Origin of the sequence: Phenylobacterium sp. (genome assembly GCF_036264965.1) — a bacterium.
Lineage (GTDB): Bacteria > Pseudomonadota > Alphaproteobacteria > Caulobacterales > Caulobacteraceae > Phenylobacterium.
On the sequence record NZ_DATAPY010000053.1, the window covers coordinates 1 to 24058 of the forward strand.

A 24058-nucleotide genomic window follows, 5' to 3' on the forward strand; every position below is an offset into this window, starting at 1 on the left:
CTCATAGGCGACCGAGAAGGCCCCGCCGCCCAGCGCCACCGCGACCGAGCCCGCGATCTGTCCGGAAACCACCTCCAGCGCCCGGCCGGCCTTGCGCTCGTCCAGCGTCTCGCCGACGCAGACGATGGGCTCCAGGCCCGCGCGCAGGGCCGCGGCCGCCTTCGCAGCCACCAGGGCGTCGGTCTCGCCGTGGCCGGCGCGCCGCTCGGAGTGGCCGAGGATCACCAGGCTCGCGCCGGCGTCGGCCAACATTTCGGCGGAGATGTCGCCGGTGAAGGCGCCCGAGGCTTCGGCGCGGCAGTCCTGCCCGCCCACCAGCACCGGCCCGCCGCCGATCGCCTGGCGCAGGCGGTCGATCAGCGTCGCCGGGGGGCAGATCGCCACCCGGGCCCCGGAAAGACCGGCGAGGCCCGCCGCCACGGCGCGCGCTTCGTCGAGCGACGCGGCCAGGCCGTTCATCTTCCAGTTTCCGGCGATCAGAGGGGTCGGAGCGGTCATCGGGCCTCGCTTTGCCGGCGCATTGACGCCGCGCGGCGCGGTTAAGCCAAGCTGAGCCTGATGTCACGCGCTTGCGGGGCAGGCCATGCTTGCTTGACTGAAGGGGCCTCCACTATACCGGCGCCCACGCTTGGCCCCGTCGCGGGCTCCTGAAAGGCTTTCAATGCTCTCGTCCATTCGCGCCTTCGCGAAATCCTGGGTCGCCACCCTGCTGTTTGGCCTGCTGATCCTCAGCTTCGTGGTCTTCGGGATCGGCAACCGCGACGTGTTCCGTCCGAAGTTCACCAATGCGGTGATCACCGCGGGTTCGCGCAGCGTCTCGCCGGCGGAATTCAAGCGGGCCTTCGATGGCTACAAGGCTCGTGTCGAGCAGCAGGTCGGGCATCCGATCTCGGCGGAGCTGGCGGCGGAGAACGGCCTGGACCGCCAGGTCGTGGAAGGTCTGGCCACCAGCGAAGCCTTCGCCGAGGCCCTGACCAAGATGGGCATTCGCCCGGCCGATAAGCTGATCGCCGCGGAGATCCAGAAGATCCCGGCCTTCTTCGACCAAGTGACCGGACGCTTCGACAAGAACGCCTACCAGCGCCGCCTCGCCGACAACGGCCTGACGCCGGCCACTCTCGAAGGCCAGATGCGCGACCAGATCGCCGAACAGCAGGCCGCCAGCGGCCTGATCGCCGGCCTGCGCACGCCGCGCGCCTATGCGGCGCTGGCGGCGATCTACACGGTTGAAAGCCGCGATCTGGGCTACTTCGCCATCGAGCCGACCAGCGTGACCCAGCCGGCCGCGCCGACCGACGCCCAACTCACCGAGCTGATGAACGAGAACAAGGCCCAGCTGACCCGTCCGGAGTTCCGTACGCTGACCGTCGTGCGCTTCTCGCCGACGCAGGTGGCGGCCAACGCGCCCGTCGATCCAGCCGAGCTGCAGAAGCGTTTCAACTTCCGCAAGGACACGCTGTCCACGCCCGAGACCCGCACCGTGATCCAGATCCCGGCCAAGGACGCCGCCACGGCGGCTCAGGCCGCCAAGAGCCTGGCCGGCGGGGCCGATCCCGCCGTGGTCGCCAAGACCGCGGGCGTCGAGGCGATCACCTATGCCAACAAGCCGCAGAGCGCGATCCCGGACAAGAAGGTGGCCGCCGCGGCCTTCGTCACGCCGAACGGCCAGGTGTCCACGGTGAAGGGCGACCTGGGCCTGGCGGTCCTCAAGGTGCTGTCGGTGACCCCCGGGCGCGGCGTGACCCTGGACGAGGTGAAGCCCGCCCTGGAAGCGGAGATCCGCAAGGACCAGGCCACGGAGAAGGTCTATGCCCTGACCCAGGCCTATGACGACGCCCACCAGGGCGGCGCCAACCTGGCAGCCGCGGCCGCCAAGGCCGGCGTGGCCACCACCTCGATCGGTCCCGTCTCGCAAGGCGGCCGCGACCTGACCGGCCAGCCGGTCCAGGGCCTGAGCCAGAAGCTGATGGAAGTCGCCTGGACCCTGCCGGCCGGCGGCGAAAGCGAGGTCGAGGACGCCGGCAACGGCGAATTCTTCGCGGTGCGCGTCGAGAAGGTCCAGCCCGCGGCCTTGCCGCCGTTCGACGAGATCAAGCCGATGCTGACCCGCGCCTGGACCCAGCGCGAACTGGTGCGCGCCATGCAGGCCAAGGCCGACGGCCTGGTCGCGCGGATCAAGAAGGGCGAAAGCCTGGAGACGGTCGCGGCCTCCGCCGGCTCCAGCGTAACCCAGGTCCCCGGCATCGACCGCCGCAACGCCGGCCAGAACCAGACCCTGTCGCAGGACATGCTGGCCAAGCTCTTCACCTCGCGGCCGGGCGATGTTTTCTCCGCCCAGAACAGCCACTTCGGCTTCGTGGTCGGCAAGCTGGAGGCCGTGCATGACGGCGATCCCGCAACGCTGGCCCAGACCGCCGAGCAGATGCGGCCACAGATGAGCAGCGGCTTCGTCCGCGAGCTGGGCGAAAGCGCCCACGCCGCGGCGCGCCGCGAAATCAAGGTCACCATCGACGCCAACAGGGCCCGCGAGGCGATCGGCCTGGAGCCGATCGATCCGAAGGCCACGCCCGCGGCCGCGGGCGGCAAGTCTAAGGCGCCGCTGGCGAAATGAGCGTCGAGCCCGCGTATCCGGCTTTCGAGCAGGCATACCGGGTGGGCCGCCCGCAGCTCGTCTGGGCCCGCCTGATCGACGATCTGGAGACACCGGTCTCAGCCTATCTGAAGATCGGCCACGGACGGGCCTACGCCTTCCTGTTCGAGAGCGTCGAGGGCGGCGCCTTCCGCGCCCGCTATTCGATCATCACCCTGAACCCGGACCTCGTCTGGCGCTGCCGGGGCGATCAGGCCGAGATCGCCGAGGGTGACGAGATCGCCGCCGGCCGGTTCGTGGCCCAGCCGGGCGGCGCGCTGGACAGCCTGCGCGACCTGGTCGCCGCCTCGCGGATCGAGATGCCGGCCGGCCTGCCGCCACCGTCCGCGGGCCTGTTCGGCGCGATCGGCTACGACATGATCCGGCTGGTCGAGCGCCTGCCCGACGTCAATCCCGACGCGCTGGGCCTACCCGACGGGGTCATGACCCGGCCCGGCATCGTGGCGATCTTCGACGCCATCGCCCAGGAGATCATCTTGGTGACCCCGGTTCGGCCCGGCGGGGCCTCGGCTGAGGACGCCTATGCGGCCGCGCAGGCGCGGATCGCCGCGGTGATGGCCGACCTGAAGCGCCCGGCTCCGCCGCTGGCCGGCGACGGCGCGCCCGAGCCCGACGCCTTCACCTCGCCGATCAGCCGCGAGCGCTATTGCGAGATCGTTGAAAAGGCGAAGGACTATGTCCGCGCCGGCGACGTCTTCCAGGTGGTGCCGAGCCACCGGTTCCGCAGCCCGTTCAAGCGCGATCCCTTCGCCCTCTATCGGTCCCTGCGGCGCACCAATCCCTCGCCGTTCCTGTTCTATCTGAACTTCGGCGATTTCCAGCTGGCGGGCTCGTCGCCCGAGATCCTGGTGCGGCTGCGCGACGGCAAGATCACCATCCGCCCGCTCGCCGGCACCCGTCCGCGCGGCGCGACGCCGGCGGAGGACGCGGCCCTGGAGCAGGAGCTGGTCTCCGACCCCAAGGAGCGCGCCGAGCACCTGATGCTGCTGGACCTCGGCCGCAACGACGTGGGCCGGGTGGCGATGCTGAAGGCGGCCGGGGCCAACGAGGCGCCACAGACCCGCCAGTCGCCGCGCGTGCGGGTGACGGCCAGCTTCTTCGTCGAGCGCTACAGCCACGTGATGCACCTGGTCTCCAATGTCGAGGGCGACGCCCCGGACGGCCTCGATCCCGTGGACGTGGTGATGGCTGCCCTGCCCGCCGGCACGCTCTCCGGCGCGCCCAAGGTGCGGGCCATGGAGATCATCGACGAGCTGGAGATCGAGAAGCGCGGCATCGGCTACGCCGGCGGGGTCGGCTACTTCGGCGCCGACGGCTCGGTCGACACCTGCATCGTGCTCCGGACCGCGCTCTTCAAGGACGAGGTGATGTACGTCCAGGCGGGCGGCGGCGTCGTCGCCGATAGCGATCCCAACGCCGAATACGAAGAGACCCTGCAAAAGGCCCGCGCGCTCCGCCGCGCGGCCGAGGAAAGCTGGCGGTTCGTCTAGTTCACGCTGCGCTGGTGACCGATGTGCTCGCTGGTCAGCGGTGGGGCCAGGACCATCGCGGTTGCGAAGGTCAGCGCTGAGACCGCCAGGAGGCATGCCGCGCCCAGCACGGGCCACATCCGCTCGGGACGTTTCGGAGTCTCGAGCAGGCCCCGCGCGCGGGCCATGTTCTCGCCATGCAAAGCAGAATCGATGCCGACCATGACCTGAGGATCGCCCCGAGCCTTGCCGCGCGCAATCGGCGGCGCCACATGCCGGTCATGGTGCAGCGCAATATGGTCGCCGCGCCCCTCTTCCAATGACGGATGCCCCCTTGGCCACAGAGCAACCCCGCCGCGTCCTGGTCCTGCAAGGCGGCGGAGCCCTGGGCTCCTACCAGGCCGGGGTCTATGAGGCGCTGCACCGCGCGGGACCCGAGCCCACCTGGCTGGCGGGCATCTCCATCGGAGCCATCAACGCAGCGATCATCGCCGGCAATGCGCCGGACAAGCGCCTGGCGCGGTTGCAGGAATTCTGGACCCTGGTGACCTCGGGCTGGTCCTTCGGGCCGCCCACCAGCACCGACATCCTCCGCGGCCTCTTGGGCGACGCCAGCATCGGCTGGGCCTTGACGACCGGCGTGACGGGGTTCTTCAGCCCGCGGGCGATCTCGCCCCTGCTGCTCTCAAGCGGCGGCCCGGAGGCGCTGAGTTTCTATGATTCCGGCCCGTTGAGAGCCACGCTCGAACGGCTGGTCGACTTCGACCGCATCAATGCCCGCGAGACCCGGCTCAGCGTCGGCGCGGTCAACATCCGCACCGGCAACTTCATCTACTTCGACAACACCCATCAGAAGATCGGGCCGGAGCACATCATGGCCTCCGGCGCCCTGCCGCCCGGCCTGCCGCCGGTGGAGATCGACGGCGAGTGGTACTGGGACGGCGGCCTCGTCTCCAACACGCCGCTGGAATATGTGCTCGACCAGGATCAGCAGGAAGACCTGGTGATCTACCAAGTGGACCTGTTCAACGCCCGCGGCCCGATGCCCAAGACGCTGCAGGAAGCCACCGAGCGGGAAAAGGACATCCGCTATTCCAGCCGCACGCGGCTGAACACCGACGCCCAGCTGCGCATCCACCGGCTGAAGACCAGCCTCGCCGGCCTGCTCAAGACCTTGCCGCAGGAGATGGTCGAGGACCCGGAGATCAAGCTGCTCAGCGAGTTCGCCAAGGAACCTTCGGTGATCATCGTGCAGCTGATCTACCGCGACCGGGCCTATGAGGGCAGCTTCAAGGACGTCGAGTTCTCGCGCCAGACCATGCTCGACCACTGGGCCTCCGGCCTGGCCGACGGCGAGCGCACCGTGCAGCGTCGCCTGCACGATCCGCCGAAGCCCGGGCCGGGCGGCGCCGTCAGCATCGACCCCGGCCTCGACGCCAACCCTGACCGTTCCAACTCCGACAGCGAGGACCTGCGCCCATGATCCTGAAATCCAAGACCGCCGTGGTCACCGGCTCCACCAGCGGCATCGGCCTGGCCATCGCCCGCGCGCTCGCCGCCGAGGGCGCCAATGTGCTGATCAACGGCTTCGGCAAACCTGAGGACATCGAGAAGGAGCGCGCCGCGATCGAAGCCGAGTTCGGCGTGAAGTGCATCCACTCGCCGGCCGACATGACCAAGCCCGCCGAGATCGCCGCCATGGTCGCCCTGGCCGAGACCACCTTCGGCGCGGTGGACGTGCTGGTGAACAACGCAGGCATCCAGTTCGTCTCGCCGATCGAGGACTTCCCGGTCGAGAAGTGGGACCAGATCATCGCCATCAACCTGTCCTCGGCCTTCCACGCCATCCGCGCGACGATCCCGGGCATGAAGACCCGCGGCTGGGGCCGGATCATCTCCACGGCCTCGGCCCACAGCCTCGTCGCCTCGCCCTTCAAGTCGGCCTATGTGGCGGCCAAACACGGCATCGCGGGCCTGACCAAGACCGCGGCCCTGGAGCTCGCTACCCATGGCGTGACGGTCAACTGCATCAGCCCGGGCTATGTCTGGACGCCGCTGGTGGAGAACCAGATCCCGGACACCATGAAGGCGCGGAATATGACGCGGGAGCAGGTCATCAACGACGTCCTGCTCGACAGCCAGCCGACCAAGCAGTTCGTCACGCCGGAAGAGGTGGCCGCCATCGTGGTCTTCCTCTGCGGCGATGCGGCCAAGCAGATCACGGGCGCCAATCTGTCGGTGGACGGCGGCTGGACGGCGGAATAAGGCTCGCGTCAAGGAGCGGGCCGCCATGATCCTGGTGATCGATAACTACGACAGCTTCACCTACAACCTGGTTCATTACCTCAATGAGCTGGGCGCGGAGACGCATGTCGTGCGCAACGACGCCCTGACGGTGCAACAGGCCCTGGGCCTGCAGCCGCAGGGCGTGTTGCTGTCGCCTGGACCCAAGACGCCGAACGAGGCGGGCATCTGCTTAGGTTTGCTGGCCGCTGCCCCGGCCGATCTGCCGATCTTCGGCGTCTGCCTCGGCCACCAGTCGATCGGCCAGGCCTATGGCGGCGCGGTGATCCACGCCAGGGCGCTGATGCACGGCAAGACCAGCCAGATCCATCACGAGGGCAAGGGCGTCTTCGCGGGCCTGAAGACCCCCTTCACCGCCACGCGCTACCACAGCCTGTCGGTGCGCAAGGAAGACCTGCCGGCCGACCTGGAAGTCACCGCCTGGACCGAGGACGGCGAGATCATGGGCGTGCAACACAAGACCCGGCCGGTGCACGGGGTGCAGTTCCATCCCGAATCCATCGCCACGGAATGCGGCTATGACCTGCTGGCCAACTTCCTCGAGATCGCCGGCGTGAGGCGCCTGGTTCAGGTCTGACCGCGCCCGCATGTCCGATGCCTTCAAGCCCTTGCTGAGCCTCCTGGCGGACGGCGGCACCCTGTCGGAAGACAATGCCGGCGAGTTCTTCGCCGCCTGCCTGCGCGGCGAGCCGACGCCCAGCCAGGTGGGCGCGGCGCTGACCGCCATGCGCATGCGCGGTGAGACCCTGGGCGAGATCGTCGCCTGCGCCCGGGCCATGCGCAAAGCCGCCGTCCATATCGAGCCGCCCTACCCGACCATCGACGTCTGCGGCACCGGCGGCGACGGCCTGCACACGCTGAACGTCTCGACGGCCGTGGGCTTCGTGGCGGCGGGCGGCGGCCTGAAGGTCGCCAAACACGGCAATCGGGCGCTGTCGTCGAAATCGGGGACCGCCGACGTCCTCAGCGAACTCGGCGTCGACATCGCCATGCCGGCAGATCAGCAGCTGAAGGCGCTGGACGAGGCCGGCATCTGCTTCATGTTCGCGCCGGCCCACCACGGGGCCATGCGCCATGTCTCGCCGATCCGCGCCGAGCTGGGCTTCCGCACGATCTTCAACCTGCTCGGACCGCTGACCAATCCGGCCCATGCCGAGCGCCAGGTGGTCGGCGTCTTCGCCGAGCGCTGGGTTGCGCCCACCGCCGAGGCGCTGAAGATCCTCGGCTCGGAGCGGGCCTGGGTGGTGCACGGCGGCGGCATGGACGAGATGACCACGACCGGCGAGACCAGCGTGGCCGAGCTGCGCGACGGTCAGGTGCGGCTGTTCACCGTCACCCCTGAGGCCGTGGGACTGCCACGCGCGGCGCTCGCCGACCTGACCGGCGGCACCCCTAAGCAGAACGCCCAGGCGCTACGCCAACTGTTGGCCGGCCAGAAGGGCGCCTATCGCGACATCGTGCTGCTCAATTCCGCCGCCGCCTTCCTGGTGGGCGAGACGGTGGAGACCCTGCGCGAAGGCGTCGATCTCGCTGCCGCGGTCATCGACGACGGCCGGGCCCAGGCTGCGCTCGACAAGCTCAAGGCGCTGGGCGGCGCATGAGCGACATCCTGGAGCGGATCGCCGCCTACAAGCGCGAGGAGGTCGCCAGCCGCAAGGCGGCCCGGCCGCTCGCCTCCGTCGAGGCCGCCGCCCGCGAAGCCTCCGAACCGCGCGGCTTCCGCGCCGCCCTTGAACGCGCCCACGGCCCCGGCCGGCTAGCCCTGATCGCCGAGATCAAGAAGGCCTCGCCCTCGCGCGGCGTGATCCGGGAGGACTTCGAGCCCTCGGCCCTGGCTCACGCCTATGAGGACGGCGGGGCGACGTGCCTCTCCGTCTTGACCGACACGCCGAGCTTTCAGGGCGCCGACGACTATCTGGTGGTGGCGCGCATGGCGACCGGCCTGCCCTGTCTGCGCAAGGAATTCCTGGTCGATCCCTGGCAGGTCCCGGAGAGCCGCGCCCTGGGCGCCGACGCCATCCTGGTGATCCTGTCGATGGTCGATGACGCCCTGGCCTCCGACCTGATGGAGGCCGCCCACGCCCATGGCATGGACGTGCTGGTCGAGACCCATGACGCTGCCGAACTAGCCCGCGCCGCGGCGCTGAAAGCCGATTTGATCGGGGTCAACAACCGCAACCTGCGGACCTTCGAGGTGGATCTGGCGATCACCGAGCAGCTGGCGGCGGCCTCGCCCAAGGCGGCGCTGCTGGTCACCGAAAGCGGCATTTTCACCCCCGCCGACGCCGCGCGCCTGGAGCGCTCCGGCGCCAAGGCCATGCTGGTGGGTGAGAGCCTGATGCGGCAGGCCGACGTCGCCGCTGCGACCCGGGCTCTTCTGGCCGGCTGAGTCGGCCAGCCGTTAAGCATCCCGCCGGAAATTCCGCTGAAGTTTCAGCGGGACGGACCGCAACTTGACATTAATACGGAACACCTAGAGAACATCGATAACGTTTGCGCTTTGTTCTCCGGCGCCTCAACCAAGGGTCCGTTCGATGCTCACCCGTAAGCAACACGAACTGCTCATGTTCATCCATGAGCGGATCAAGGAAAGCGGCGTATCGCCCTCCTTCGACGAAATGAAAGAGGCGTTGGATCTGGCCTCGAAGTCCGGCATCCACCGGCTGATCACCGCGCTGGAAGAGCGCGGCTTCCTGCGCCGCCTGCCCCACCGGGCCCGGGCGCTGGAGGTGGTGAAGCTGCCGCAACAGGCCACCATGGCCGCGCCGCCCAAAGGCCGCGCGCCCTTCAAGCCGCAGATCGTCGACGGCGGCCCGACCATGCCGCCGGCCGCGAACGACACCCGCGACCTGCCGATCCTGGGCAAGATCGCCGCCGGCACGCCGATCGAGGCGATCCAGCAGGAGCGCGACCGGATCCCCGTCGCCGAAAGCATGCTGGGCGCCGGCGAACACTTCGTCCTGGAGATCCAAGGCGACTCCATGATCAACGCGGGCATCCTCGACGGCGACTTCGTGGTCATCAAGCGCGGCGACACCGCCACCTCCGGCGACATCGTCGTGGCCTTGGTGATGGGCGAGGAAGCCACCCTGAAGCGCCTGCGCAAGAAGGGGGCGTCCATCGCGCTGGAGGCCGCCAATCCGGCTTATGAGACCCGCATCTTCGGCCCCGACCAGGTGGCCGTGCAAGGCAAGCTCGTCGGCCTGATCCGCCGCTACCACTAGATCCGCTGTCTCTCCCCTTTGATTGGGAGCAACCTCAACCTTGGCTCGGCGTTTCGATCGGGCGCCGTGGGTCGCTTGTGCCGACCCACGCATACGAAGGCTTCGCGACATGCGGAGTCCCAAGGGAGAGACCAAACCATGCGTTTCATCACGCTTTCGGCGATCGCCGCCCTGAGTCTGGCCGTCGCGGCCTGCAACAAGCCGGCCGAAAAGGCCGCCGACGACACCACCAAGGCCAACGCCGAATCCGCGGCCGCCAGCTCGGCCGCCGATACGGCTGCGAAGGACGCCTCGGCCGCCGCCGCGGCCCCAACCGCCGATGCGGCCAAGGCCGACTCGGCCGCCGCCACCGACGCCTCCAAGCAAGCCACCGCGCACGCCGACAAGGCCGCCGATGCGAGCACCGCCGCCGCCAAGGATACGGCCAAGGCGGACAAGGACGCGGCCAAGAAGTAACGATTGCTATCGGAGCCTCGGTCTTTGGGCCGGGGCTCCATTCTCGCCGTCAGTCGGCGTCGTGGTAGGCGAACTCCACGAGAAACACCCGTTCGCCCGGCCCATGCTTGGCCACTTTCAAGAGATCGACCACGCCGAGAAACCCGGACCTGCGGGCCAATTGAGGCGTGATGTCTTCCAGCGAAATCTCGCGGATCGCGGTCACCTCGATGTGGCCGGCGCCCAGTGGATAGCGGCCGCCGACCTTGACGCGGGCGCTGCGCCAGATACGGACGCTACAGGTCACGTCGCCGCGCATCACTGGCTCGCGCACGCGCTTGGTGAACATCATGGGGCGAACTGCGGATCGGGGCCCCAGGTCCAGGGACGGCGGCCGCGTAGGTCCTGCGCCCAGACCACTCGCCATTTGCCGGGCGCCAATCGCCAGAGCTCCGCCGAGCCGCCGCGGGCGAAGTCGGCCCCGGTCAGCACCAGCGGCGCGGCGCAGCTCTCCCGCGCGAAGTCATTGCGCAGGATCACCAGCTCCGACGACCCGCACATCTGCGCGAAGCGGCCCTCCTTCAGCGGCCGCTTGAGGTTCCAGGCCGAGGCGACCTTCAGCGGCGCCGTGGCCAGTGGCGTGCAGCTCCAGTGATCGCAATCGTAGGCCGCGTCGCGGGACACGGGCGTCGTCTGCGGCTCCAACCCGCGCCGGCGCGCCCACAGCTCGGCCCCGAACAACTTCACGTCGGGGCGGAAGAGCACCGCCTCGCGGCCCGAGCGGACCGCCACCGCCGAGCCCGCGCCATCCACCCAGACGTCCGGCGTCGCCGGTTTCGGCGCCAGGTTCACCGCCAGGGCCAGGGGCAGGCCCAGCCACCGCAGCGGGCCCTTCCAGAGGCACGGCCAGAGCAGGCCCAGGAACGCGGCCGGCAGCGACCATTCCGGCCCGCTGGCGACATTGAGCTGGGCATAGGGCGCGTTGGCGGCGATGTGCGCCACGCGGTTCATCAGATAGATAGCGAAGCCGGCGACCTTCAGCGGCCACTCGCCCAGGCCGAAGGGCGCGAGGACCGCGCCGATCGCCAGCCCCGGCATCATCAGGAAGCCGGAGATCGGCTCGGTCACCAGGTTGGAGATCAGGCCCCAGGTGGAGACACGGTTGAAGTCCTGCATGGCGAAGGGGCCGGTCGCCGTGCCGGCCACGAAGCTCGCCGCCGCGCCGGCCAGGAGCCAGGTCCAGGCGCCCTGAACGATGCGGATCGGCCACGGCGCGTTGATCTCCCGCACCGGGTGCGGCCAGACCTCGGCCAGGGCCACCAGGGCGGCGGTGGCGGCGAAGGACATCTGGAAACCGGGCTGGGTCACCGCTTCGGGCTGGAGGAGCAGCACCACCAGGGCCGCCAGCGCCAGCGCATGCAGGCTGATCGCCTGGCGGTCGAAGAGGATCGCCCCGAAGGCCACGGCGGCGGTGACCGCGGATCGCTCGGCTGGCGGCGGCCAGCCGGAGAGCACCAGATAGGCCAAGACCGCCGCGAGGGCCGCGCCCGCCGCCAGCTTCTTGCCCGGAACCCGCAACGCCAGCCACGGCCAGGCTGCGATCCCGAACCGCAGGATCGCGAAGACGAAGCCGCCGACGATGGCCATGTGCAGGCCGCTGATCGAGATGATGTGCGCCAGGCCCGCGGCGCGCAGGTCGTTCACCTGGTCCTTGGGGATGAAGGCGTCGTGGCCGGTGGTCATCGCCGCCGCCAGGCCGCCGCTCTGGATGCCCAGGGTGTCGACGATGCGGCGGGTCAGCGCCCAGCGCAGGGCGTTGATCCGCATGGTCAGCCGCAACCGCGCCGGCGGCGGCGTCTCCGGGTACCAAGTCTGCACCGGCCCCAGCGCGAAGCCGACGCCGCCGACGCTCTGGAAATAGGCGTCGCGGGCGAAGTCGTAGGAGCCGGAACTGGCCGGCTGCGGCGGGGTGTTGATCACCGCCAACAGGCTGATCGGCTCCCCCGGCGCGGGCAGATGGCCGCCGCGCAGGGTCACCCGCACCCCGGATCGGCGTCGCCGCCGGCGCCCAGTCGCCGATCCGCGAGGGCGCGATCAGCACGCGCGGTCCGCCCTGCCCTGGACTGACGATGTCGACGACCCAGCCCTGCAGCCGCTGCGGGTGGGTGTCGACGCTGGCCACCGGCGCCTTCGCGCCCTCGGTGCGCAGCTTGGCCATCGAGAATCCGCCTAGGCCACAGGCGACGAGCACAAGGGCCGCCGTCAGCGCCCGCGCACGGCTCCAGCGACTGGCGCCGAGGATCGGGGCCGCGGCCACCGCGACGCCCAGCAGCCCGACCCAGGCCTGCGGTTCGCGCAGCAGGGCGAAATGGCCCCCGCGCCGCAGCCGAACGCCACCGGGGTCCACAGCGTCCAGCGCTCGGCCTGCCGCGCCGCCTGCTCGCCCAATCACTCGACGGCGTCCGCCAGGCTAGGACGCCTGTCAGCCCACGTGCTAAGAGGCGCCGCCCCGGCGTCCTCCGCCGCAGCGTCTCCAGGTTTTTCAATCTCGATGTCCGACAGCCCCGTCGTCACCCGTATCGCCCCCTCGCCCACCGGCGCCATGCACATTGGCACGGCCCGCACGGCGCTTTTCAACTGGCTTTATGCACGCCACACGGGTGGAAAGTTCCTTTTACGTGTGGAAGACACCGACCGGGAGCGTTCCACCGAGGCCGCGGTGCAGGTGATCTTCGACGGCCTGGACTGGCTGGGGCTCAAGGCCGACGAAACCCCGGTGTTTCAGGCGGCCCGCGCCGACCGGCACGTGCGCGCGGTGGACGAGATGCTGGCCCGCGGCTCAGCCTATCGCGACTACATGACCCCCGATGAGCTGGAGGCCGAGCGGACCAACGCGCGCGCCGAGGGGCGCGTCATCCGCTCACCCTGGCGGGACCTGTCGCCCAACGACGCGCCGGACCGGCCGCACGTGGTGCGCCTGAAGGCGCCGATCGAGGGCGAGACGATCATCGACGATCAGGTAAAGGGCCGCGTGGTCTTTCAGAACAAGGACCTCGACGACCTGATCCTGCTGCGCACCGACGGCACGCCGACCTACAACCTCGCTGTCGTCGTGGACGACTACGAGATGGGCGTAACCCATGTGATCCGCGGCGACGACCACCTGAACAACGCCGCGCGCCAGACCTTGATCTACCAGGGCCTCGGCTGGACGCCGCCGGTCTGGGCCCACCTGCCGCTGATCCACGGCCCCGACGGGACCAAGCTCTCCAAACGCCACGGCGCCCAGGCGGTGAGCGAGTTCGCCGACATGGGCTACCTGCCCGAGGCCATGCGCAACTACCTGGCCAAACTCGGCTGGGGCCACGGCGACGACGAGATCTTCTCCGATGAGCAGGCGCAGAGCTGGTTCGACATCAAGGATGTAGTCGGCGCCCCGGCGCGGCTGGACTGGGCCAAGCTCAACCACCTGAACAACCACTACATCCGCCTGGCCGATCCCGCGCGGCTGGCGGGCCTGGTCGCCGCCATCCACAAGAGCCGTGACTTCCCCCTCCACGACGGCCACCTGGCGGTCCTGACCCATGTGATCCCCTTCGTCCGCGACGGGGCCAAGACGACGCTGGAGCTGGCGGACGCGACGGTCTTTGCGCTGGTCCGTCGGCCGCTCGACTTCACCGACAAGGCCCGCGAGCTGGTGACGAACGAGGAGACGCGCGCGCGCCTCGGCCGGCTGCGCCATGTGCTGGCCGCGGCGCCCGTATGGGACGTCCCGGCCCTGGAAGGCGTCAACCGCGGCTTCGCCGAAAGCGAGGGCGTCGGCATGGGCAAAATCGGTCCCGGCCTGCGCGCCGTGCTGTCGGGCGGAGCGCCCGCGCCGGACCTGGCGGGGGCGCTTGTTTCACTCGGGAAAGACGAAAGCTTGGCCCGTCTCGACGCGGCGCTTTCGCTTGCCGACTAACGCGCTATAAGCCGTCCGAACGGACGTTTCATCAGGACTATTCGGAGGCACAGGCATGGCCGAAACGGCGAAGATCTCCATCGGCGGCAAGACCATCGACCTGCCGGTCCTGAAGGGCACGACGGGCCCCGACGTCGTCGATATCCGCAAGTTCTACGCCGAGAGCGACGCCTTCACCTACGATCCAGGGTTCACCTCGACCGCCAGCTGCGAAAGCAAGATCACCTATATCGACGGCGACGCGGGCATCCTGCTGCACCGCGGCTACAAGATCGGCGAGCTGGCCGAGAAGTCGACCTTCCTTGATACCTGCTACCTGCTGCTGCACGGCGAGCTGCCGACCGCGGCGCAGTATGCGGAGTTCGAGCACACGATCACCTATCACACCATGCTTCATGAGCAGTTCGATAGGTTTTTCCAAGGCTTCCGTCGGGATGCTCACCCGATGGCGATCATGACCGGCGCGGTCGGGGCGCTTTCGGCCTTCTATCACGACTCGACCGACATCAACGATCCCGAGCAGCGGATGATTTCGGCGCACCGCCTGATCGCCAAGATGCCGACGATCGCCGCGCGCGCCTTCAAGTATTTCCAGGGCCAGCCCTTCGTGCACCCGCGCAACGACCTCTCCTACGCGGAGAACTTCCTGCGCATGTGCTTCTCGGTCCCGGCCGAGGACTGGAAGCCCAATCCGGTGCTGACCAAGGCGATGGACCGGATCTTCATCCTGCACGCCGACCACGAGCAGAACGCCTCAACCTCGACCGTGCGTCTGGCTGGCTCGTCGGGCGCCAATCCGTTCGCCTGCATCGCCGCCGGCATCGCCTGCCTCTGGGGCCCCGCGCACGGTGGGGCCAACGAAGAGGCGCTCAACATGCTCAAGGAGATCGGGACGGTCGACCGCATCCCCGAGTACATCCAGGGCGTCAAGGATCGTCGTTACCGGCTGATGGGCTTCGGCCACCGCGTCTACAAGAACTACGATCCGCGCGCGACCGTGATGCAGAAGACCTGCCACGAGGTCCTGAGGGAAGTCGGCGACGAGAACGATCCGCTGCTGCAGGTCGCGCTGGAACTGGAACGCATCGCGCTCTCGGACGAGTACTTCATCGAGCGCAAGCTCTACCCGAACGTCGACTTCTATTCGGGCATCACCCTGCGCGCTCTGGGCTTCCCGGCGGAGATGTTCACGGTGCTGTTCGCCGTGGCGCGCACCGTCGGCTGGATCAGCCAGTGGAAAGAGATGATCGAGGACCCGGCCTACAAGATCGGCCGCCCGCGCCAGCTCTACACCGGCGCGCTCGAACGTCCTTACGTCGCGGTCGACAAGCGCTAGCCGGCGCGGGTGCGCCAGTCGGCGCAGCCCGCTCGGACGAAAGACATCGATGACCCTCCGAACGGCCGCCATCGCCCTTCTGTTGGCGGCGTCGCCGGCGCTCGCCTTCGCGGCGACGGCGCGGACCGAGGCCGGGCGGGTGCAAGGCGTCGAGGATCACGGCGTCATCGCCTATGAAGGCGTGCCCTTCGCCGCCCCGCCGCTCGGCACGCTCCGCTGGCGCGAGCCTAAGCCCGTGCAGCCCTGGGCGGGCGTGCGGCCGGCCAGGGCGTTCGCGCCGGCCTGCATGCAGCTCGGCGTCTCCATGCCGGGCGAGCCGGATCCGAAGACCGACGAGGACTGCCTCTACCTGAACGTCTGGGCGCCGGCAAAGCGGACGAGAGGGCGCGTGCCGGTCATGGTGTTCATTCCGGGCGGCGGCTACACCAACGGCGCGACCTCGCTGCCCCTCTATTGGGGCGACCGCCTGACGAAGCGCGGCGTGGTCGTGGTGACCATCGCCTATCGGCTGGGCGTCTTGGGGTTCCTGGCTCACCCGGACCTCACAGCAGAGTCGCCGCACCACAGCTCGGGGAACTACGGGCTGATGGACCAGGCCGCGGCGCTCGCCTGGGTGAAGCGCAATATCGCGGCTTTTGGCGGCGATCCTGGGCGGGTGACGATCTTCGGTCAGTCGGCGGGCGCCATGTCGGTCAGCATGCTGATGACCTCGCCCCCGGCCCAGGGCCTCTTCCAGGGGGCCATCGGCGAGAGCGGGGGCCTCTTCGAGCCGTTGCAGCTTTCGCCCAGCTATGCGCTCGCCACGGCCGAGCGCGATGGCGAGGCCTATGCCAAGTCGGTCGGGGCCGCCTCGCTCGCTGAGCTGCGCGCCATGCCGGCGGACAAGCTGCTGCACGGCGGCGCGGGCCGTGTCTCGCATCCCGTCGTCGAACCCTACGCCCTGCCGCGCTCGCCCTATGACGCCTTCGCAGCCGGCCTGCAGGCCAAGGTTCCGGTGCTGGTCGGATGGAACGCAGAGGAGCCACGATCGCTCATCGACCTTAGCAACATACGCGCGGCCACCTTCACCCAGGATATCGGCAAAGCCTTCGGGCCGTTGCCGAGCGCCCTGATCGAGGCCTATCCGCATACTGACGATGAGCAGGCCGCGCAGGCGCGCGTGGACTTCGAGCGCGACCTGCGTTTCGCCTGGGACGATTGGGCCTGGGCGCGGCTGCAGGCCCGCGCCGGTCCGCCGGTCTACGCCTACCGCTTCGAGCACCGGCCGCCCTTCCCGGCCGGATCGGTGCGCGCCAACTGGGGCGCCTCGCACTTCGCCGAGCTCTGGTATGTCTTCGACCACCTTAACCAGGAGACCTGGGCCTGGACGCCGGCGGACCACAGGCTGGCCGACGCCATGGCCGGCTATTGGGTCAACTTCGCCAAGCGCGGCGATCCGAATGGCCCGGGACGCCCGGTCTGGCCGCGGTTCCTGGCGAACGATGGGCAGGTCCAACGCCTGAACGATCCGATCACCGCCGGGCCGCCGCCGGAGCTCGCCACCCTAAAGGTTTTCGACGGCTTTTACGCCCAGCTGCGCGGTGCGCCTTTCGGGACCGCCGAGGCGCCCTAGGCGGACCGCTCGGCGACGATCTTCAGCACGGCGTCGGCGGCGGCTTCCGAAGGGTCCGGGCCGCCGCGGCCCATCTTGTCCAGGGCGGCGTACTGGGCGGCGGTCTGGCGGTCGCGCAGCGTCTTGTCGTCCAGGCGCAGCGCTACCTCACGGGCCAGGATCTCGCCGGTGCAGTATTTCTGGATCAGCTCCGGGGCCACGAAATCGCGGGCGGCGATATTGAACAGGGTGACCCATTTGGTCCGTAGCAGCAGCTTCTGCACGATCCAGGCGGTCACCGGGCCCAGACGGTAGCCGATCACCATCGGGACGCCGGCCAGGGCGAGCTCGGTCGTGACCGTGCCCGAGCACGCCATGGCGACGGTGGCGGCCTTCATGGCGTCGAGCTTGCCCTCGTCGCCCTCGATCACATGGGCGCGGTGCGACCAACCGGCGACGCGGGCCTTGACCATCTCGGCCACGGTGGGCGCTGCGGGGATCACGATGTGAAGACCGGGGTGCGTCTCTTTCAGGCGGCGCACGGCGTCCTCGAACGGCGGCAGCATGCGCGCGATCTCGCCGGGACGACTGCCCGGCAGGACGATGAGGATCGGATCGCTCGCGGCGGCGCCGATCTGCTGGCGCAACCGTGCGGGCCTAGCCTGGGAGAAGTCCACGGTCAGCGCCGAGTTCCCGACGAAGGTCACCGGCAGGCCCTCGGCTTCGAAGTAGGATGCGTCGAAGGCGTGGATCGACAGCAGGTGGTCGACGGTGGCCGCCAGGGTCTTGGCGCGGCCGGGCCGCGTCGCCCACACCTGCGGTCCGACGTATTTGATCAGGGGTAGCTCCGGCGCCTGGCGCCGCAACCTCTGCGCCACGCGTAGGGTGAAGCCCCAGGAGTCGATCAGCACAGCCACGTCGGGCTTTTCGCGGACGGCCAGGGCGGCGGTCTCGTCCGCGCGGCGCACGATCCGGGGATAGGCCAGCAGGCCCTCGAACAGGCCCAGGATGGAGATGTCGGCGATGTCGAAGGGGCTTTCGACGCCTTCGGCGGCCATCTGCTCGCCGCCGACGCCGACGAAGCGGACGCCCTTGCCTAGGCGCGCCTTCAGCGCGCGCATCAGCCCCGCGCCGCGGTCGTCGCCCGAGGCCTCCGCCGCCACCAGCATGACGGTCAGGGGAGGCTTGTCGGCGTCGCTCACGGCGCCGGGGCTTCCACGCCCAGGATGAAAATGCCCAACTCGTCGGCCAGCGCGATCACCGCCTCGCGCTCGAGCACCAGCAGATGGCCCGCCTCGCCGACGATGCCGGCCAGACCGGCGCGCGCAACGCCCTCGACCGTGGCCGGACCGATGGTCGGCAGGTCGACGCGCTTTTCCTGGGTGGGCTTGGGCGCCTTGGCCAGCACGCCCGCCGCCGCGCCGGGGCGGCCGCGCAGGGCCTCTGGCAGGTCGGCGACCCGGGCCAGCAGGGCGTCGGTGCCCTCCGCCGCCTCCAGGCCGAGCACCAGCCCGTGGCAGACCACGGCCGCCTGGCCGGCGTCCAGACGGCCGATGGCGCGGGCGACCTCCAGGGCCTGGTGGATGTCCGCGGCGCTCTCCGCGCCCGGCTCGATGCGGCCGAGCGGCCCGGCGCCCAGGCTGAGGTCGTCCATCACCTCATGGGCGCCCTCGACCGCGAAGCCTTCCTTCTCGAACTCGCCCACCAGCATCCGCAATAGGGCGTCATCGCCCCTGCGCGCCGCGGCGATCGCCGCCGGCAGGACCGCCAGGCCCCGCAGGTCGGGCATCAAGGCGGTGAAGTCCGGCCGGGCGACATTGCCCGCCAGGCAGACGGCGTGGCAGCCGGCGCGCTTCAGCGCCTTGAAGCACTTGCCGAGCTCGGCGAGCCCGACCTCGGCCCCGGCGTAGGGTTCAAGCCCCGCGCCGGCGAAGCCCTTCAGGCGGATGACGAACAGCGGCCGGCCGGACCGCTGGCAATGCTCGGCGATCTCCACCGGCAGGCTCCCGCCTCCGGCGATCAGGCCGAGCTTCTGCACCTAGACCTCGCGTTCGGGCAGGCAGAGCGGCCGCCCGGCGTCGGCGCGGATGAAGTCGATGATCTCCATGACCGGCGCCGAGTGGCCGAAGGTCGTGGCGGTGTCGTCGATCCGCTCCTGGAAGGTGCCTTCCTCGGCGAACAGCAACCGGTAGGCCGAGCGCAGCTCGCCGATCGTGTCGCGGCTGAAGTCGCGGCGCTTCAGCCCGACCAGGTTCAGGCCTTCGAGGTGGGCGTGGTTGCCCCAGACGAGGCCGTAGGGGATCACGTCCTTGGTCACCGCGGCCAAGCCGCCGATGAACGAATAGCGGCCGACCCGGCAGTATTGGTGCACCGCGGCCAGGCCGCTCACCATGACGAAATCGCCGATGTGGACATGGCCGCCCAGGGTGGCCGAGTGAGCCAGGATCACATTGTCGCCGACGGTGCAGTCGTGGCCGACGTGGCTGGTGGCCATGTACATGCCGTCGTCGCCGACCCGGGTCACGCCGCCGGCCTGGGGCGTGCCGATGTGCATCGTCACATGCTCCCAGATCTTGTTGCGGTCGCCGATGACCAGTTGGGTGGGCTCGCCGTTGTAGCCGGTGTGGTGCGGCGGGCCGCCCAGGTTGGAGAAGTTGCGGATCGTGCAGTCTTCGCCGACCTGCGTGTGACCCTCGATGACCACGTGGCTGGCCAAGGCGGTGCGCGCGCCGATCCGCGCGTGCTCGCCGATGATGCAATAGGGGCCGATGCTGACGCCGTCGGCGATCTCGGCGCCCTTGGCGACGATGGCCGTCGGATGGATATCAACGCTCACTTCGTGTCCACCACCATAGCCGCCCACTCCGCCTCGGCGGCGACCTTGTCATCGACCAGGGCGCGGCCTTTGAATTTGAAGATATCGCCGCGTGCGCGGGTGACCTCGACGGGCAGGCGCATCACCGCGCCGGGGCGCACCGGGGCGCGGAAGCGGCAGTTGTCCAGCGACATGAAGAAGATCGCCTTGTCCGCCACATCGACGTTCAGCGACTTCGACATCAGGACCGCGCTGGTCTGGGCCATGGCTTCAACGATCAGGACGCCGGGCATCACCGGATAGTGCGGAAAGTGGCCCTGGAAGAAGGGCTCGTTCACGCTCACGCATTTGACGCCGACGATGGATTGGCTCTCCACGTACTCTTCGCAACGATCGACCAGCAGGAAGGGATAACGGTGCGGAATCCGCGCCATGACCTCGTTGATATCGATTTCGCTCGGAGCTTCGCTCACCGGCGCCTTGCGGCTCATGAATTCCCTTCCTTGTGGCTCGCCTGTCTTGCGACCCACGCGGTTTCCCGCATCCATTGCCGGATCGGCCGAGCGGGATAGCCGCCCCAGGTCTCGCCCGCCGGAACACTCTTGATCACCCCGGCCGCCGCGGTGATGCGCGCGCCTGCGCCGATCGTGAGATGATCGGCCACGCCGGCCCGGCCCCCAAACTGCACGCCATCCCCGATGGTCACGCTGCCGGAAATCCCCGTGTAGGCGGCCATAACGCAGTTGCGCCCAACCCGCACGTTGTGGGCGATCTGCACCAGATTGTCGATCTTGGTGTTCTCGCCCATGACGGTGTCTTCGAAGGCGCCTCGGTCGACGCAGCTGTTGGCGCCGATGGTCACGCCGTCCTGCAGGATCACGCGGCCGAGCTGGGGAATGTCCACCAGCCCCTTGGGGCCCGCCGTGGCGCCGAACCCCGCCTCGCCGATCCGCGCGCCGGCCAGCATCCGCACCCGGTCGCCGATCAGCGCGAAGCCGATAGTCACGCTGGCGGAGATATCGCAGTCGCGCCCGATGGCCACGCCCGGGCCGATGACCGTATTGGCCCCGATGCGCGTGCCGCGTCCGATCTGGGCGCCCGCCCCGACCACGACGCCGGGTCCGAGCTCGACCTGCGGCTCAATCTGGGCTGTCGGATGCACGCCCTTGTCGCCGGTCGCGAACCGCGGGCGATGCAGGCGCGCGGCGGCGAGCGCGTAGCCCAGCTGCGGCGAGCCGATCACCAGGGCCGCGCAACCGGCCGGCAGGGCGTCGGCGACGTCGGCCCGGACGAAACAGGCGCCGGCCAGCGTGGCGCCCGCCTGCTCCAGGAACTTGCGGTCCGTGGCGAAGGTGACGGTGTCGGCCGCGGCTCCGGCCATGACCGAAACCGCCCTCACCTGCCGGCCGCCGCTGGCCGGGTCCGCAAGCTCAGCGCCGGTCAGCGCCGCGAGGTCGGAGAGGGTGACGGGGCCGAGGTCTTCGAAGAAGCGCGGATCGGGCATGGTTTCGCTGCGGCGACCCGCGCCTTCTTGAAGAGCTTAGCGCTTGGCCGGGGCGGCCGGCGTGCGGGCCGGACCGGGCGTCTGGACGATCGGCGGAGCGCCGCCGGCCTGGGCCGCGCCGGGCTGGTCGAGATGCTCACGCTCGAAGGCGAACGTGGTGATCTTGCCGTTCAGGCCGGTGACAACCGCGGGCGTGATGTCCATCGCCGGGTTGCCGATGATCACCGAGTTGCGTTGCAGGAGGATGCTGCAGGTCTTGGCCTGGTAGGTCTGGCGCACGAACGGCTCCAGCTCCTGGCTGATGCGTGCGACGGCCTTCTGCTCGGTGGCCGTGACTTCGCGGTCGCGCAACTGCGCCTTGCGCTGCAGCGCGTTGGCGCGGATCTGCAGCTGCGAGGCTTGGCTCTCCAGCGTGGCCTGATCGAGCGTGGCGCGGCGGGCGTCGAGCGCCTTGGCGTCGTTGTCGATGCCGCTCTTTTCGGCCGTCAGCTCGGCGTTCACCTGGGCCACGATCTGCTGCATTCGCGCGTCCACCGCGTGGCCGACGGTCGAGGTCTGGATGGCGGTCTCGAAGGAGAAGATGCACACGCCGGCCAGCGGCGGACCGTGGGTCACGGCGGGCGGCGCGGCCGGCGCAGGCGCAGCGGCCTGAGCGAGGACGCTGGAGCCCGCGGTCAGGGCGATGGCGGCGGCGCAGAGGCCGGCGGCGATAGGCTTGGAGGTCATGATATTCCTAGAACCGTGTTGAAGTTGAGAACCGGAAGGTTTCCGTGACGTCGTAGGGCTGTTTCTTGACGATCTGGCTGAAGTCGAACCGGATCGGGCCCATCGGCGACTTCCAGTGGATGCTCAGGCCGACGGAGGACCGCAGGCCGAAGTCGTCCCTAATCAGCGGATTGATGATCGACAGCCCGGTCGTGGTGTCGATCGTCTTTTTGTCGACGGAATCCAGCAGGCCTTCAGCACCCACGAAGGAGAAGAGGGCAGCCTTGATGCCGTACTGCTCAGGCAAGAAGGTCGGAATGGTGAGTTCGGCGGACGCGATGGCGTAGGCCTTGCCGCCGAGCGCGTCGTTCTGGGCCGTATTCTGCCCGGTTCCCACGTTCTGCGCGGCGAAGGTCAGGTCGCGCGGCCCGATGCCCGCGATCTGGAAGCCCGGGAAGCTGTCGCCGCCCTTGTAGAAGCGGTCGTTGATCCGCACGTGGTCGCCGCCCCAGCCTTCGATGTCGCCGGCGCTGCCGGTGACGCTGAGGATGAAGGTCTTGTTGAACCCGTGGTACCAGCCGCCCTCGCCCTCGGTGCGGACGTACTTCACATCGCCGCCCAGGCCCGCGAAGTCCTGGTTGAAGTCCATGTACCAGCCCCGCGTGGGGTTGATCACGTCGTTGCGGCGATCCAGGCGATAGCCATAGCCCACCGACGAGGTGAGGAAGTTGCCGCGCTGGTCGCAGATCGAGGTCGAGACGACCAGATTGGTCGGGTCGCAGAAGGTCGGATCGATCTGCACGTCATCTTCGCGGAGCGTGTAACGCAACGAGCCGCGCGAATTGAGGCTGAGCGGGAAGTTCAGCCGCAGGCCGGTGCCAACCGAGGTGGTCTTATAGGCCGAGTACTGGGTCAGGTCGTACTTGTAGAAGAAGGCGTCGTAACCGGCCGCCAGATCCCGGCCGAGGAAGCGCGGCTCGGTGAACGAGAAGTCCACCTGCGAACGGATATAGCCGATGGAGATGCGGGCGCGGACGTCTTCACCGCGGCCGCGGAAATTGCGCTCCGTGACGCCCAGGTCCACCACAAGCTGATCGATCGAGGAATACCCGGCGCTGAACGAAAGCTCGCCGGTGGGTTGCTCGGTGACCTTGACCTGCAGACCCGTGCGGTCGGGCGCCGAGCCCGGGGTCTCGGTGATCTCCACGTCCTTGAAGTAGCCGAGCGCCTTGACCTGGTTCTTTGACCGGTCGACCAGCACGCGGTTGTAGGCGTCGCCCTCGGAGACGTTCATCTCGCGGCGGATGACGTAGTCCAGGGTGCGGGTGTTGCCGACGATGTCGATGCGATCGACGTAGACCCGCGGGCCTTCCTTGACGTCGAAGGTGACGTCCACCGTGCCCTTGGCGCGGTCGGGCACGTAGCGGGGCCGCACATCGACGAAGGCGAAGCCCGCGGCGCCGGCCGCGAAGGTCAGCGCATCGGTCGCCTGCTCGATCTTCTCGTCCTGGTAGATGTCGCCCTTACGGAACGGCACCAGGGCCTCGAGCACGTTCTTGTCGAGCTTCTTTAGGTCGGTCTCGACATTGATCTTGCCGAACTTGTACTCCGGCCCCTCTTCCAGGGTGTAGGTCACCACGAAGCCGTTCCTGTCGGGCGAAAGCTCGGCCACCGAGGAGGCGACGCGGAAGTCGTAGAAGCCGCGGTTGCGGTAGTATTTCCGCAGCTGCTCCTTGTCGTACTCCAGCCGGTCAGGGTCGTAGTTGGCGTTGGACGAGAAGAATTTGTACCAATGCGACTGTTCAGTCACGACGACGTCGCGCAGGTCGTTGTCCGAGAAGGCCTTGTTGCCCAGGAAGTTGACGCGCAGGACGCCGCTCTTCGGCCCCTCGTCGATCTTGAAGATCAGGTCGACGCGCTTTTGCGGCAGCTCGACGATCTGCGGCGTCACGGTGGCGGAGATGCGGCCCGACCGGCGGTAGAGTTCGACGATACGGCCCACATCCGCCTGGGCCTTGGCGCGGGTGAAGATGCCGCGCGGACGCACGCTCACCTCGTCCTTCA

At 69.0% G+C, this 24058-nt stretch carries 23 protein-coding genes; 12 read left to right on the forward strand and 11 right to left on the reverse strand.

Annotation, left to right across the window (positions count from 1 at the left end; all coding sequences use genetic code 11):
- Positions 1-498, reverse strand: a 498-nt coding sequence (locus VHS75_RS07590; RefSeq protein ID WP_329638005.1) for a triose-phosphate isomerase, incomplete at its 3' end; no start/stop codon positions are given.
- Between the two features lie 163 nt (positions 499-661).
- Between VHS75_RS07590 and VHS75_RS07595 the strand changes: the two genes are divergently transcribed.
- The gene (locus VHS75_RS07595) at positions 662-2611 is read left to right on the forward strand and encodes a peptidylprolyl isomerase (protein ID WP_329638006.1); all 1950 of its coding nucleotides are present in this window, start codon (positions 662-664) and stop codon (positions 2609-2611) included.
- On the forward strand, positions 2608-4140 hold the full coding sequence (trpE, locus tag VHS75_RS07600; protein ID WP_329638007.1) for an anthranilate synthase component I: 1533 nt from the start codon (positions 2608-2610) through the stop codon (positions 4138-4140). The genes VHS75_RS07595 and trpE overlap by 4 nt, the downstream gene beginning before the upstream one ends.
- On the opposite strand, the gene VHS75_RS07605 is transcribed toward trpE, so the two are convergent.
- Positions 4137-4439, reverse strand: a complete 303-nt coding sequence (locus tag VHS75_RS07605) for a hypothetical protein (protein ID WP_329638008.1) — start codon at positions 4437-4439, stop codon at positions 4137-4139. The two genes, trpE and VHS75_RS07605, sit on opposite strands and share 4 nt — an antisense overlap.
- 14 nt (positions 4440-4453) lie before the next feature.
- Between VHS75_RS07605 and VHS75_RS07610 the strand changes: the two genes are divergently transcribed.
- The 7 genes from VHS75_RS07610 (at position 4454) to VHS75_RS07640 (ending at position 10103) form a co-directional block, all read left to right on the forward strand.
- The gene (locus VHS75_RS07610) at positions 4454-5602 is read left to right on the forward strand and encodes a patatin-like phospholipase family protein (protein ID WP_329638009.1); all 1149 of its coding nucleotides are present in this window, start codon (positions 4454-4456) and stop codon (positions 5600-5602) included.
- Positions 5599-6384 (forward strand): 3-hydroxybutyrate dehydrogenase, encoded by a 786-nt coding sequence (locus VHS75_RS07615; RefSeq protein WP_329638010.1) that lies wholly within the window; start codon positions 5599-5601, stop codon positions 6382-6384. The genes VHS75_RS07610 and VHS75_RS07615 overlap by 4 nt, the downstream gene beginning before the upstream one ends.
- A gap of 25 nt (positions 6385-6409) precedes the next feature.
- Positions 6410-7000, forward strand: coding sequence for an aminodeoxychorismate/anthranilate synthase component II (locus tag VHS75_RS07620; RefSeq protein ID WP_329638011.1), 591 nt, complete (start codon positions 6410-6412; stop codon positions 6998-7000).
- A 10-nt stretch (positions 7001-7010) separates the two neighbouring features.
- Positions 7011-8024, forward strand: coding sequence for an anthranilate phosphoribosyltransferase (gene trpD, locus VHS75_RS07625; RefSeq protein WP_329638012.1), 1014 nt, complete (start codon positions 7011-7013; stop codon positions 8022-8024).
- Positions 8021-8812, forward strand: coding sequence for an indole-3-glycerol phosphate synthase TrpC (trpC, locus tag VHS75_RS07630; protein ID WP_329638013.1), 792 nt, complete (start codon positions 8021-8023; stop codon positions 8810-8812). Before trpD ends, trpC begins: the two co-directional genes overlap by 4 nt.
- 145 nt (positions 8813-8957) lie before the next feature.
- Complete coding sequence (gene lexA / locus VHS75_RS07635) at positions 8958-9647, forward strand: transcriptional repressor LexA (RefSeq protein WP_329638014.1); 690 nt, start codon at positions 8958-8960, stop codon at positions 9645-9647.
- A 138-nt stretch (positions 9648-9785) separates the two neighbouring features.
- Positions 9786-10103, forward strand: coding sequence for a hypothetical protein (locus tag VHS75_RS07640; RefSeq protein ID WP_329638015.1), 318 nt, complete (start codon positions 9786-9788; stop codon positions 10101-10103).
- A 49-nt stretch (positions 10104-10152) separates the two neighbouring features.
- Here the strand turns inward: VHS75_RS07640 and VHS75_RS07645 are convergent, their stop codons facing one another.
- The gene (locus VHS75_RS07645; RefSeq protein ID WP_329638016.1) at positions 10153-10434 is read right to left on the reverse strand and encodes a hypothetical protein; all 282 of its coding nucleotides are present in this window, start codon (positions 10432-10434) and stop codon (positions 10153-10155) included.
- Positions 10431-12119: a ComEC/Rec2 family competence protein gene (locus tag VHS75_RS07650; RefSeq protein ID WP_329638017.1), complete on the reverse strand. Its 1689-nt coding sequence runs from the start codon at positions 12117-12119 to the stop codon at positions 10431-10433. Before VHS75_RS07650 ends, VHS75_RS07645 begins: the two co-directional genes overlap by 4 nt.
- A 514-nt stretch (positions 12120-12633) precedes the next feature.
- Between VHS75_RS07650 and gltX the strand changes: the two genes are divergently transcribed.
- From gltX to VHS75_RS07665, 3 genes are read left to right on the forward strand one after another with little or no spacing between them, the layout of a single operon-like run.
- Positions 12634-14043 (forward strand): glutamate--tRNA ligase, encoded by a 1410-nt coding sequence (gltX, locus tag VHS75_RS07655; protein WP_329638018.1) that lies wholly within the window; start codon positions 12634-12636, stop codon positions 14041-14043.
- Between the two features lie 55 nt (positions 14044-14098).
- A complete protein-coding gene (gene gltA / locus VHS75_RS07660) occupies positions 14099-15379 on the forward strand; it encodes a citrate synthase (protein ID WP_329638019.1) in 1281 nt (426 codons plus the stop codon).
- Positions 15380-15428: 49 nt separating this feature from the next.
- A complete protein-coding gene (locus tag VHS75_RS07665; RefSeq protein ID WP_329638020.1) occupies positions 15429-16991 on the forward strand; it encodes a carboxylesterase/lipase family protein in 1563 nt (520 codons plus the stop codon).
- Here the strand turns inward: VHS75_RS07665 and lpxB are convergent.
- From lpxB to bamA, 7 genes are all read right to left on the reverse strand, one after another.
- Entirely contained in the window at positions 16988-18139 is a 1152-nt protein-coding gene (lpxB, locus tag VHS75_RS07670; RefSeq protein ID WP_414694254.1) for a lipid-A-disaccharide synthase, read from the reverse strand. The genes VHS75_RS07665 and lpxB overlap by 4 nt on opposite strands.
- A 29-nt stretch (positions 18140-18168) precedes the next feature.
- Positions 18169-19008, reverse strand: a complete 840-nt coding sequence (gene lpxI, locus VHS75_RS07675) for a UDP-2,3-diacylglucosamine diphosphatase (protein ID WP_329638022.1) — start codon at positions 19006-19008, stop codon at positions 18169-18171.
- A complete protein-coding gene (gene lpxA / locus VHS75_RS07680) occupies positions 19009-19806 on the reverse strand; it encodes an acyl-ACP--UDP-N-acetylglucosamine O-acyltransferase (protein WP_329638023.1) in 798 nt (265 codons plus the stop codon). It abuts the gene before it with no gap.
- A complete protein-coding gene (gene fabZ, locus VHS75_RS07685) occupies positions 19803-20276 on the reverse strand; it encodes a 3-hydroxyacyl-ACP dehydratase FabZ (protein WP_329638024.1) in 474 nt (157 codons plus the stop codon). The genes lpxA and fabZ overlap by 4 nt, the downstream gene beginning before the upstream one ends.
- Complete coding sequence (gene lpxD / locus VHS75_RS07690) at positions 20273-21289, reverse strand: UDP-3-O-(3-hydroxymyristoyl)glucosamine N-acyltransferase (RefSeq protein WP_329638025.1); 1017 nt, start codon at positions 21287-21289, stop codon at positions 20273-20275. Before lpxD ends, fabZ begins: the two co-directional genes overlap by 4 nt.
- 36 nt (positions 21290-21325) lie before the next feature.
- On the reverse strand, positions 21326-22015 hold the full coding sequence (locus tag VHS75_RS07695; RefSeq protein WP_329638026.1) for an OmpH family outer membrane protein: 690 nt from the start codon (positions 22013-22015) through the stop codon (positions 21326-21328).
- Between the two features lie 7 nt (positions 22016-22022).
- Positions 22023-24058, reverse strand: a 2036-nt coding sequence (gene bamA, locus VHS75_RS07700) for an outer membrane protein assembly factor BamA (RefSeq protein WP_329638027.1), incomplete at its 5' end; no start/stop codon positions are given.

Excerpts from the sequence above, each read along its gene's own strand:
- gltX (WP_329638018.1), top strand. The coding sequence starts at position 12,634 with ATGTCCGACAGCCCCGTCGTCACCCGTATCGCCCCCTCGCCCACCGGC.
- VHS75_RS07620 (WP_329638011.1), top strand. The coding sequence starts at position 6,410 with ATGATCCTGGTGATCGATAACTACGACAGCTTCACCTACAACCTGGTT.
- lexA (WP_329638014.1), top strand. The coding sequence starts at position 8,958 with ATGCTCACCCGTAAGCAACACGAACTGCTCATGTTCATCCATGAGCGG.
- lpxB (WP_414694254.1), bottom strand. The coding sequence starts at position 18,139 with ATGCTGGTGGCGGCGGAGGCCTCGGGCGACGACCGCGGCGCGGGGCTG.
- trpE (WP_329638007.1), top strand. The coding sequence starts at position 2,608 with ATGAGCGTCGAGCCCGCGTATCCGGCTTTCGAGCAGGCATACCGGGTG.
- trpD (WP_329638012.1), top strand. The coding sequence starts at position 7,011 with ATGTCCGATGCCTTCAAGCCCTTGCTGAGCCTCCTGGCGGACGGCGGC.
- VHS75_RS07645 (WP_329638016.1), bottom strand. The coding sequence starts at position 10,434 with ATGATGTTCACCAAGCGCGTGCGCGAGCCAGTGATGCGCGGCGACGTG.
- gltA (WP_329638019.1), top strand. The coding sequence starts at position 14,099 with ATGGCCGAAACGGCGAAGATCTCCATCGGCGGCAAGACCATCGACCTG.
- VHS75_RS07595 (WP_329638006.1), top strand. The coding sequence starts at position 662 with ATGCTCTCGTCCATTCGCGCCTTCGCGAAATCCTGGGTCGCCACCCTG.
- VHS75_RS07640 (WP_329638015.1), top strand. The coding sequence starts at position 9,786 with ATGCGTTTCATCACGCTTTCGGCGATCGCCGCCCTGAGTCTGGCCGTC.
- lpxD (WP_329638025.1), bottom strand. The coding sequence starts at position 21,289 with ATGCCCGATCCGCGCTTCTTCGAAGACCTCGGCCCCGTCACCCTCTCC.
- VHS75_RS07615 (WP_329638010.1), top strand. The coding sequence starts at position 5,599 with ATGATCCTGAAATCCAAGACCGCCGTGGTCACCGGCTCCACCAGCGGC.
- VHS75_RS07665 (WP_329638020.1), top strand. The coding sequence starts at position 15,429 with ATGACCCTCCGAACGGCCGCCATCGCCCTTCTGTTGGCGGCGTCGCCG.
- fabZ (WP_329638024.1), bottom strand. The coding sequence starts at position 20,276 with ATGAGCCGCAAGGCGCCGGTGAGCGAAGCTCCGAGCGAAATCGATATC.
- trpC (WP_329638013.1), top strand. The coding sequence starts at position 8,021 with ATGAGCGACATCCTGGAGCGGATCGCCGCCTACAAGCGCGAGGAGGTC.
- VHS75_RS07695 (WP_329638026.1), bottom strand. The coding sequence starts at position 22,015 with ATGACCTCCAAGCCTATCGCCGCCGGCCTCTGCGCCGCCGCCATCGCC.